Annotated in this window: 7 protein-coding genes; 4 read left to right on the top strand and 3 right to left on the bottom strand. The window is 36.3% G+C overall.

Features of this window, described 5'->3' with window-relative positions; genetic code table 11:
- Nucleotides 1-115 precede the first annotated feature (115 nt).
- Nucleotides 116-1,195, bottom strand: coding sequence for a glycosyltransferase family 4 protein (locus AC1RNS_RS24845; RefSeq protein WP_492996513.1), 1,080 nt, complete (start codon nucleotides 1,193-1,195; stop codon nucleotides 116-118).
- A gap of 224 nt (nucleotides 1,196-1,419) precedes the next feature.
- Between AC1RNS_RS24845 and secA2 the strand changes: the two genes are divergently transcribed.
- Together secA2 and AC1RNS_RS24835 are read left to right on the top strand one after the other, a co-directional pair.
- Nucleotides 1,420-3,786 carry an accessory Sec system translocase SecA2 gene (gene secA2 / locus AC1RNS_RS24840; RefSeq protein ID WP_492996512.1) on the top strand — a complete coding sequence of 789 codons (2,367 nt, stop codon included), beginning with the start codon at nucleotides 1,420-1,422 and terminating at the stop codon, nucleotides 3,784-3,786.
- On the top strand, nucleotides 3,786-4,688 hold the full coding sequence (locus AC1RNS_RS24835; protein ID WP_492996511.1) for an accessory Sec system S-layer assembly protein: 903 nt from the start codon (nucleotides 3,786-3,788) through the stop codon (nucleotides 4,686-4,688). The genes secA2 and AC1RNS_RS24835 overlap by 1 nt, the downstream gene beginning before the upstream one ends.
- A 47-nt stretch (nucleotides 4,689-4,735) precedes the next feature.
- Here AC1RNS_RS24835 and AC1RNS_RS24830 read toward each other — a convergent pair whose 3' ends face one another.
- On the bottom strand, nucleotides 4,736-5,650 hold the full coding sequence (locus AC1RNS_RS24830) for a C40 family peptidase (RefSeq protein WP_492996510.1): 915 nt from the start codon (nucleotides 5,648-5,650) through the stop codon (nucleotides 4,736-4,738).
- Nucleotides 5,651-5,900: 250 nt separating this feature from the next.
- On the opposite strand from AC1RNS_RS24830, the gene brnQ reads away from it, so the two are divergent.
- Together brnQ and AC1RNS_RS24820 are read left to right on the top strand one after the other, a co-directional pair.
- A complete protein-coding gene (gene brnQ / locus AC1RNS_RS24825; protein ID WP_492996509.1) occupies nucleotides 5,901-7,220 on the top strand; it encodes a branched-chain amino acid transport system II carrier protein in 1,320 nt (439 codons plus the stop codon).
- A gap of 98 nt (nucleotides 7,221-7,318) precedes the next feature.
- Nucleotides 7,319-8,704 (top strand): S41 family peptidase, encoded by a 1,386-nt coding sequence (locus tag AC1RNS_RS24820; RefSeq protein WP_492996508.1) that lies wholly within the window; start codon nucleotides 7,319-7,321, stop codon nucleotides 8,702-8,704.
- 37 nt (nucleotides 8,705-8,741) lie between these two features.
- Here AC1RNS_RS24820 and AC1RNS_RS24815 read toward each other — a convergent pair whose 3' ends face one another.
- Nucleotides 8,742-9,341 carry a TetR/AcrR family transcriptional regulator gene (locus AC1RNS_RS24815; protein WP_492996507.1) on the bottom strand — a complete coding sequence of 200 codons (600 nt, stop codon included), beginning with the start codon at nucleotides 9,339-9,341 and terminating at the stop codon, nucleotides 8,742-8,744.
- Nucleotides 9,342-9,549: the final 208 nt, after the last annotated feature.

Genomic DNA, 9,549 nt, shown 5'->3' with positions numbered 1-9,549 from the left:
GGGGGTTTTTTCTTGTCCATAGCTAGAAGCTCTTTAGAACCCCTCGCATAGCAAGGGGTTTTCAAAAGATACAAAAAAACAACCATACATAAAAATGTATGATTGCTTAACTATTTTATTTATTAAATATCCGAACAAAGTTCAGTAATGGTTTATAGTTTTTACCTGCTAGTCCAATGACTTCGACAAAGATTTCAATGGCCGTTAAGATTACAGCGACTAGTAAAATAGCGCCCCATACTTTTGCCATGGAGAAAATAATGGCTGCCAAACCAAACATCATTGCAATACCATAAATAATAAGCACTGTTTGGCGGTGTGTGAAGCCCATATCCAGTAAACGGTGATGTAAGTGCGATTTATCTGGATCAGACCATTTCTTCTTCATCCGTACTCGACGGACAATTGCAAAGAATGTATCAGAAATTGGTACTCCCAAAATGATTACTGGAATAATTAAAGCCACGAATGCGACATTCTTAAATCCAAGTAATGCAAGGACAGAAATCATAAATCCAAGGAACAGCGCTCCTGTGTCTCCCATAAAGATTTTGGCAGGGTGGAAATTATAAAATAAAAAGCCTAATGATGCTACTGCTAATAAAGCCGCAAGAACCAAAACAAACATATTGCTCATAATAAAGGCCATGATTGCTAATGTTATAAGGGCAATCGTTGAAACACCTGCAGCTAGACCGTCTAAGCCATCTATTAAATTAATAGCATTTGTAATGCCGACAATCCACAAAATTGTTAAAGGAATACTTAGTAATCCAAAATCTAATTCTCCGACGAATGGTAAGTTAATTGTGTCAATTTGAATACCACCCACAAAAATAATGATAAGTGCTGCTACAAGCTGACCTAGCATTTTGGCCTTTGCAGAAATCTCACGCATATCATCTATAACACCTGTTGCTACGATAATACAGGCACCAATTATGATTGCCAATAAACTATATTTACTAACATACCATGGTAGTACACCTATTGAAGTTAAATAAGGATATAATATGGCAACACCTATTAAAAAAGCAAGGAAAATTGCCAATCCGCCAAGTCTTGGCATAATTCGTGCATGGACTTTTCGATAGTTTGGTGCATCAACCGCACCTATTCTGAACGCTAATCGTTTAACTAGTGGAGTTAACAATATGGAAGCAACAAATGCTGCTATTAAAGACACGTAAATCATGTCTCTCCTCCTCAAAAAATAATCTACATTGGAATCCAAATTGATTATAGCACGAACCGGCAACGAAATATACTTTTTCTATTTATTTTCCACCAATTCACAAAAGTTATTCCTTACTTTTAGTATGGCAGATTGCTGTATGTCAAATGTAGTCACCATTCGTAAAATTTGATAGAATAATGAAGTGTCTAGCATTTAGACAACCTAAAAGGAGCGTAAATTTCATGTTCTCAATTTTTAAACGTAACGAAGAGCAAACTAGTGCTCGTCAATTAAAACGCTACTATAAAATAGTAGATCAAATTAATAGTCTTGAAGAAAAATATGTCAACAAGTCAGATGCAGAATTAAAAGAAATGACTTTTGAGTTCAAGAATCGTTTAGAACAAGGTGAACCGATTACATCAATCATCCCAGACGCATTTGCTGTTGTACGCGAAGCCTCAAAACGTGTATTAGGTATGCGTCATTTCGATGTACAACTTATTGGTGGCCTTGTTTTAACGGAAGGCAATATTGCAGAAATGCCTACAGGTGAAGGTAAGACGCTTGTCGCCTCCCTTCCTTCCTATGTACGTGCATTAGAAGGAAAAGGTGTTCATGTCATCACTGTGAATGATTATTTGGCGAAGCGCGACTATGAACTAGTTGGCCAAATTCATCGATACCTTGGCTTATCAGTTGGTTTAAATGTTCCAATGATGGAGCCAGATGCAAAAAAAGAAGCATATAATGCAGATATCACTTATGGAGTCGGGACTGAATTCGGCTTTGACTACTTACGTGACAACATGGCTCATAGCTTAGCAGAGAAAGTTCAACGTCCTTATCACTTTGCCATTATCGATGAAGTAGATAGTGTACTAATTGATGAGGCAAAAACACCACTGATTATTGCTGGAAAAATGGCTGCGAATGATGAACTGCATCGCATTGCTTCTATGCTAGCTAAGCGTTTCAAAGCTGAGGTTGATTATGACTTTGATGATGAAACAAAGGCTACTTCATTAACAGATAAAGGCATTGAAAAGGTAGAGGCTGCCTTCAATGTTGATAATTTATATGATCTTGAACACCAAACACTTTACCATTATGTTATCCAAGCTGTGCGTGCTCATGTCATGTTCCAGCGAGATGTTGATTACATCGTTAAGGATGACAAAATCGAGCTTGTGGATATGTTCACGGGTCGTATTTTAGAAGGTCGCTCACTTTCTGATGGCTTACATCAAGCCATTGAAGCTAAAGAAGGTGTGACTATTACTGAAGAAAACAAAGCACAAGCACAAATAACGATTCAAAACTATTTCCGCATGTATCCGAAGCTTTCTGGGATGACGGGTACGGCGAAAACACAGGAAAAAGAAATACGAGAAGTGTACGCCATGGAAGTTATTCAAATTCCAACAAACCGTCCACGTCAACGTGTCGATCAGCCTGATATTATATTTAGCACACAAGAAGCGAAATATAAGTGCGTGGCAACTGAAGCAAAGCAACGCCATGAGAAAGGGCAACCTGTCTTAATTGGTACAACATCTATTTTGCAGTCTGAAACAGTTGCTGATTACTTGAAAAAAGAAGGCTTATCATTCCAATTGCTGAACGCAAAAACAGTTGAGCAGGAGGTTGAACTCATTTCACAGGCAGGTCAAAAAGGACGTATTACGGTAGCGACAAATATGGCTGGACGCGGTACAGATATTATGCTTGGTGAAGAAGTACCTGAGCTTGGAGGTTTGTATGTTATCGGTACCGAAAAGCATGAAAGCCGTCGTGTAGATAATCAGCTTCGTGGTCGTTCAGGTCGTCAAGGTGATGTTGGTGAAAGCCGCTTCATTCTCTCTATTGAAGATGATATGTTCCGACGTTACGCAAAAGAAGAAGTTGAAAAATTCTCTGCAAAAATGGTTGTTGATGAAAAAGGCATTATCCAAAACAAAGATGTGCAAGAGCTTATAAACCGTACACAGCGAATTGTTGAAGGTTCCCAATACGGTATGCGTGAATACAATTTAAAATTGGATGATGTTATTAATGATCAGCGTACAGTTATTTACGGTTTACGTGACAAAATTTTAGCTGGTGAGGATTTATTAGAGCAGTTGAAGCAAATGTTCTACGAAACAGTAGATTTCGCAGTACGTGATGCTTCACCAGAGGAATTACCTTCAACTGAATGGGATTATGATGGTATGGAAAAAGCATTAAACAGTCTATTCCTTACACCTATCACTATCGATAGAGAGGTTGGTAAGGTTATCCCAATTTTAGATTCACTACAAAAACCTGTAGATGAGTTAACAGCAAAAATGGAAAAATTCGCAGAAAACGACCGAGTTATTGCAATCATTCCACAAGTAATGCTGAGCTATTTAGATAGCGGCTGGGTAAAACATTTAGAGGCAATGGCTCATCTAAAAGAAGGTATTGGGCTACGTCATTACCAGCAAGAAGATCCTATGCGTATCTATCAACGTGAAGGTTTAGAGCTATTCGCTAAAAACTTCCAGGAATTACGTCGTTCTATAATTATTGAAATCACAGGCTTTATGAAAATGATTGAATCCGAACAGGAGGCACAACAATAATGGGTCTATTCTCATTCTTTAAAAAGTCCGATAAGCTTGGGCAAGAAAATACAATTGATTCCAAAGATTTACTAGAAAATATCAAGGTAGAAAATACAGACGATGATCGCGATGTTGAAACGAAATTGTCATTTCATCCAGATTGGGACGTTCCGCAAGAGCAGAAATATATCTTTAACTTCCTTGCAAATGAATTAGAGCCGTTAAAGCCTAACCAATTATCTCTCTCTTCTATTAGTATTGATCCAGACCCACGTACTGGAAAATGGTTAGTACGTGCATTTTTCCGCTCTTCATTAGCTGAAGAAATTGAGCTAGGTGAAATTGAGCTATTCATCATGGATAAAAATGATGAGCTAGTAGCAACGAAAAGGTTCGACTTTAAGGCACTGGGTACAATCCCTGCTGAAAGTGCTCGCCCATGGGTATTTGAATTTGAAAAATCAACAATCAAAGTCGATGAAATACCTGAAGAGGGCTGGAAATTAGCCTTTAATCTCGTTTCATTACGTGAACATCAGCTTGAGCTGGACCCAACATGGGAAAAACAATTACCAGATGCACAAAAAGAAGAGCTTGCTAAAATTGTTAAAACATTGCCTAAGTTAGGTGAAACAGAAGTCAACTTCACTGGACTCCAAGCTAAGTTCGCTAACAACGGAAGTTTAAATGTTTCCATCTTTATTCGTAATGGCCATAGTAAAGCTATTAATCTTGAACAGCTTCCTTTAGAAATAATCGATGCCAGAGGAAAACAAATCGCTAAAGGCTCCTTTAATATGGAACCTGTTTTAACTGTTCAGCCTAACTCTACAAAACCGTGGACATTCATTTTCCCGCCACAGCTGGTTAACCCAAAAGGTGCAGATCTTTCTCGTTGGACAGCACGTGTAACACAATAAAAAGCAAAAATCCTCTTATTCTTTCATCAAAGAATAAGAGGATTTTTTTACTTTAATAGATCAAATCGTTTATATGCGACTAATCTGCTAGACCAATAAGAGTACGTTACATCAGAAATTTCAACACCATCTGTTCCTGCATGGATAAATTTATTATTTCCAAGATAAATACCCATATGAGATATTCCTTCTTTATACGTGTTCTCAAAAAATACTAAATCTCCAGCTACTGGGGTTTTAACATGTGATGTATTCCCATAAAAATACCCCTCACTACTATCTCTTCCAATTTTTAATCCACTTTGATTAAAGGCATAGAAAATTAAACCACTACAGTCAAGCCCCTCAGGAGTGTTACCGCCATAAAGATATGGTGTTCCCACCAACAGATTGGCCAACTCAATTGTTTTCGTATAGATGGTTTGTCCACTCAATGTTGGATCCTTTGTCGTTACCTTTGAAGGCGCCCCCGTATTTGAAGTCACATTATTATGTATTGTTTCACCCTCAGGGATGGATGCAACAGGAGACACCTTTAACACTTGTCCAATGTAAATAGCATCTGTTGTTAATTCATTCCAATCCTTAAGCTCTTTTAAGGTCACATTATATTGCTTAGCAATCTTTGATAATGTGTCACCTTTAACAACTGTGTAGGAAGTACTAATAGGCTTTGATGGTGTTACTGGCTTTGCTGTCGATGTCGATGGATTTGATGGTTTCACCTCTTGATTCGAAGGTTGCTTTGTAATCTCTAGCTTTTGGGCTACATAAATCGTATCCTTCGTTAGATTATTCCATTTTTTGATATCTTGTATAGTTACTTGATGGTTTTGGGCGATTTTAGATAGGGTATCCCCTTTTTGAACAGTATATGATGCTGCTTCTGCATTTTGTAATGCGAAAAATGAAGTAGCGATAGTGCTTAAAGCAAGGATTCTCCACTTTTTTGATTTTTGCATACCCAATTGCCTCCGTTCATGCTAAAATATTTCCTTGTGTGTCTATCATACTAGATATTTAATTGTTCAGAAATCGGAAATACTGACTATTTTTCAAACAATCTATCAAACCTATAGGAAACGACAGATTCCGACTATATTACAATAGTATTATAATTGCAAGATTAGACTTCATATGGTAACATACACTTCTGTATTTAAAATTTTTAGAAAGTTTAATTTTTTCAATATTAAAGGAGTTTTAAATTTTATGAAAAACATCATGCTTTTCATCAAAGAAAATTTAGCAGTGGGTTTACTTCTATTTGCCTTGTTCTTAGGAGCTGGAAATATAATCTTTCCACCGTTATTGGGTCAACAGGCTGGTGAGCATATCCTATCAGCAATGATTGGATTTTTAATAACAGGTGTTGGTTTACCACTACTAGCAATAGTTGCTGTAGCAAAAGCTGGCGGTGACTTGCAATTGCTCGCTAACCGTGTAAGCCCTACATTTGGCATTATTTTTACGTCCATTGTTTATTTAGCGATTGGACCATTTTTTGCAGTTCCACGTACAGGATCCGTATCGTATGAAATAGGGATTGTCCCTTTTCTTCCAGAGGCAGTAACAGATCATTGGGCACCGCTATTCATTACCTCTGTCTTATTTTTTGCTTTAATACTGTATTTAGCCATCAATCCTTCAAAGCTTGTAGATCGCGTAGGTAAAATACTAACACCAGCACTCTTGGCTGTTATTTTATTATTAGCAGTTAAAAGCTTTATTTCACCAATGGGTGAAGCAGGCAATGCTGTTGGAAAATACACAGTAACCCCTTTTGCTGAAGGTTTTGTACAAGGCTATTTAACAATGGATGTACTAAGTGCGCTTGTTTTCGGTATCGTTATCTTACAAGCATTGCAGGGCATGGGTATGTATGATAGGAGAAAGCAGGTTAATACAACAGTATTTGCAGGCGTTGTAGCTGCTCTTGGTTTATCATTTGTTTACATCTCACTTGGCCATATTGGAAACACAAGTATTGATGCAATTGGCGCTTTAGATAATGGCGGAAATATTATTGCAAAATCAGCAGAGGCCCTATTTGGTAGACTAGGAAATGTTATTTTATCTATTACTATTTTACTAGCTTGTATCTCGACAGCTGTAGGTTTACTTACTGCTAATGCTCAATATTTTAACAAGCTATTTCCGAAAATTTCATATAAAACGTTTTTAATCGTTTTCACTATTGTGAGTATGGCAATTACAAACGTTGGTCTTTCCACAATTATCAGTGCATCTCTGCCCGTTTTATTAATTATCTATCCATTGGCAATGGTGTTAATGGTATTATCACTTTTTGATAACTTCTTTAAAAATGGGCAAATTGTTTACATTCTAGCATTAATTCCAACATTTTTTGTTAGTTTGTATGATGGTTTTAAGGAAATGGATATAAAAATATCACTATATGAGAGAATTTTAAAAGTTCTACCTTTTTATGAGCAAAATCTCGGATGGCTTGTACCCGCATTAATTGGTGCTCTTATCGGCTTGATTATTCATAAAATTCTAAAAAACTAGAATCTTCTTCATATGAGGTTCTACTAAACTACCTCTTTCCTATTCGCTGTTATATGGAAATTCATGTATACTTATAGATATTAGAAAAGAGGTGTCCTATGAAAAAAATAGTGTGGTCTTTCGTATTTTTGCTAAGCTTCTTCATCATTCCATTTACCAACACGCAAGCAGCCAGCAATGAACAACCGCTTGTAAAGGAAATCAAGGAGATTATTAAAGAAAATTATGTTGGTACGATTAAAGGTGAGTTGCAAAACGCACAAACAATTCCTGAAATGATTGATATGTTAGACCCTTATTCCACGTATTTTACGAAACAGGAATTTGAAGAATTTATGAATAGCATTAACCTAGCAACAATTGGTATTGGTGTTATCATTGAGGAACATGAGGATGGTATTCATATTTTACAGGTAATTGACAATAGCGGTGCTTCTGAAGCTGGTGTCATGGCTGGCGACGTCATTACCGAAATTAATGATCAATCTGTCGTAGGACGCTCAACGCAAGAAGCCTCATCCCTATTAATTGGCGATGAAGGTACTAAAGTCGATATCACATTGCAAAATGCAAATGGTAAGACTTCCACTAAATCCATTACACGAAAAAAATTTACCTTACCAAATGTAGAATCTGAATTATTATTCGGAGATGTAGGTTATATTGCCATGTCTTCTTTCTCAGAGGACGGGGCGAAACTTGTAAAAGATGCACTTATTCAATTAAAGCAACGTGGTGCGACTTCCTTTATCTTAGATTTACAAAACAATGGTGGGGGCTATGTAGAAACAGCTGAGGAAATTACAGGGCTTTTCTCAAAAGCAAAAATTGCCTATTTACTTGAGGAAGCACATGCCTCTTATGAAATTCGAGCAGTTCGCCAAAATGAAAAATTCCCTGCTAATACCCGTATTCTAGTTAATCGCTATAGTGCCAGTGCCTCTGAGATGCTAGCCGCTACTTTACAAGATCAACAAGCTGCTATTTTATATGGGGAAACAACTTACGGAAAAGGAGCTATGCAGGGCTTTTTTGAACTACACGATGGAAGCTATTTAAAGCTGACTGTTGGGAAATTTACAGGTCCTTTAGGACAAACAATTAATGAAGTAGGTGTCAAACCGAACATCACAACGAAGACAGCACCTATTTTCCAGGCTCATTATGATGCACTAAAGGAACAATATGTAGATTATAAAGAGCTTACAAGCTTCGAAAATGTATCAAATACTAAAACATTTACAGTGAAATTTTCACAAGCACTCACATCTAAAATCGTTGATGGCAGTGTACAACTTGTTGCTTTAGGTGGTAATGAGGTACCAATCACTACAAAAGTTGATGGCCATTCATTACTTGTGACGCCATCCCAACCACTAAACAGCGGACAAGAATATATGCTTCTCGTACATCCATCTGTTCAACAACAAACAGGCAATAAGCTTCAAAAAGGTATTTATTTGCATATTTCAGTGAAAAATTAAAAAATCCCGCTCATCTTTATAGATGAGGGGATTTTTTCTATGTGTTTCCAGAATAATCTCTCAAAAAATATAAATGAATCACATCTTTTGCTAAATCGGCTGGCTGCTTTTTTTGTTCAAACAAATGAGTTACTATTAAACGGTCTAAGGACCCCACAAAACTATCTACCATTATTAAACTGTCAACTCTATAAGATTGTAATATATGAAGACAATCATGCAGATTGATAAGATGAAGAAAATGCTCTGAAAGTTGAGATTTAACTAAATGTGACTGAGTCGATTCTAAAAAGCCTATTTTCGTTAATGTTGGATTTTCGATTATGTAGATAAAGATCAGTGTTATTTTTTGCTCTAATGCTCTTATAAAGCCTGTGAATCCCTTTTCAACTTGTTCTGATGATTTATTCATAATTTGATTAAATTCATAAAGAAATTTTTCATTCAGATTGTTATAGAGAGAGTCCTTACTTTCAAAATATAAATAAAAAGTAGGCTGTGTAACATTCGCTGCCTTTACAATATCACTTATTTTTGTCTCATAATAACCTTTCATAGAAAATAGGTCCATCGCTTTTTCAAGCAATAACTGTTTACTCCGTTCACCATTCGAATTAATCTTTCTACCTCTCGCCATGCTTTCCACCTTATCTTTGTTTGTGTAGATATATTCTCTGAGCTTTACTTTAAATGCAAACTAATGCTAAATTCCTTGCATATTCACAAAACATTAATGACTCTGAATAAAATTAATTATAATACAGACCCTATTTTTTTACTATAAAATATTATGAATATGACAATTTTTCAGAACACTTACTAATAAGTATAGAGGATAAGGTTTA

The organism is Lysinibacillus sp. GW821-FHT14F06, from assembly GCF_058803665.1.
This window is presented reverse-complemented; position numbering and strand designations above follow the sequence as displayed.

What these genes read in the sequence shown, in the direction of transcription:
- secA2 (WP_492996512.1), top strand. Translation starts at nt 1,420, where the DNA reads ATGTTCTCAATTTTTAAACGTAACGAAGAGCAAACTAGTGCTCGTCAA.
- AC1RNS_RS24815 (WP_492996507.1), bottom strand. Translation starts at nt 9,341, where the DNA reads ATGGCGAGAGGTAGAAAGATTAATTCGAATGGTGAACGGAGTAAACAG.
- AC1RNS_RS24830 (WP_492996510.1), bottom strand. Translation starts at nt 5,650, where the DNA reads ATGCAAAAATCAAAAAAGTGGAGAATCCTTGCTTTAAGCACTATCGCT.
- brnQ (WP_492996509.1), top strand. Translation starts at nt 5,901, where the DNA reads ATGAAAAACATCATGCTTTTCATCAAAGAAAATTTAGCAGTGGGTTTA.
- AC1RNS_RS24845 (WP_492996513.1), bottom strand. Translation starts at nt 1,195, where the DNA reads ATGATTTACGTGTCTTTAATAGCAGCATTTGTTGCTTCCATATTGTTA.
- AC1RNS_RS24820 (WP_492996508.1), top strand. Translation starts at nt 7,319, where the DNA reads ATGAAAAAAATAGTGTGGTCTTTCGTATTTTTGCTAAGCTTCTTCATC.
- AC1RNS_RS24835 (WP_492996511.1), top strand. Translation starts at nt 3,786, where the DNA reads ATGGGTCTATTCTCATTCTTTAAAAAGTCCGATAAGCTTGGGCAAGAA.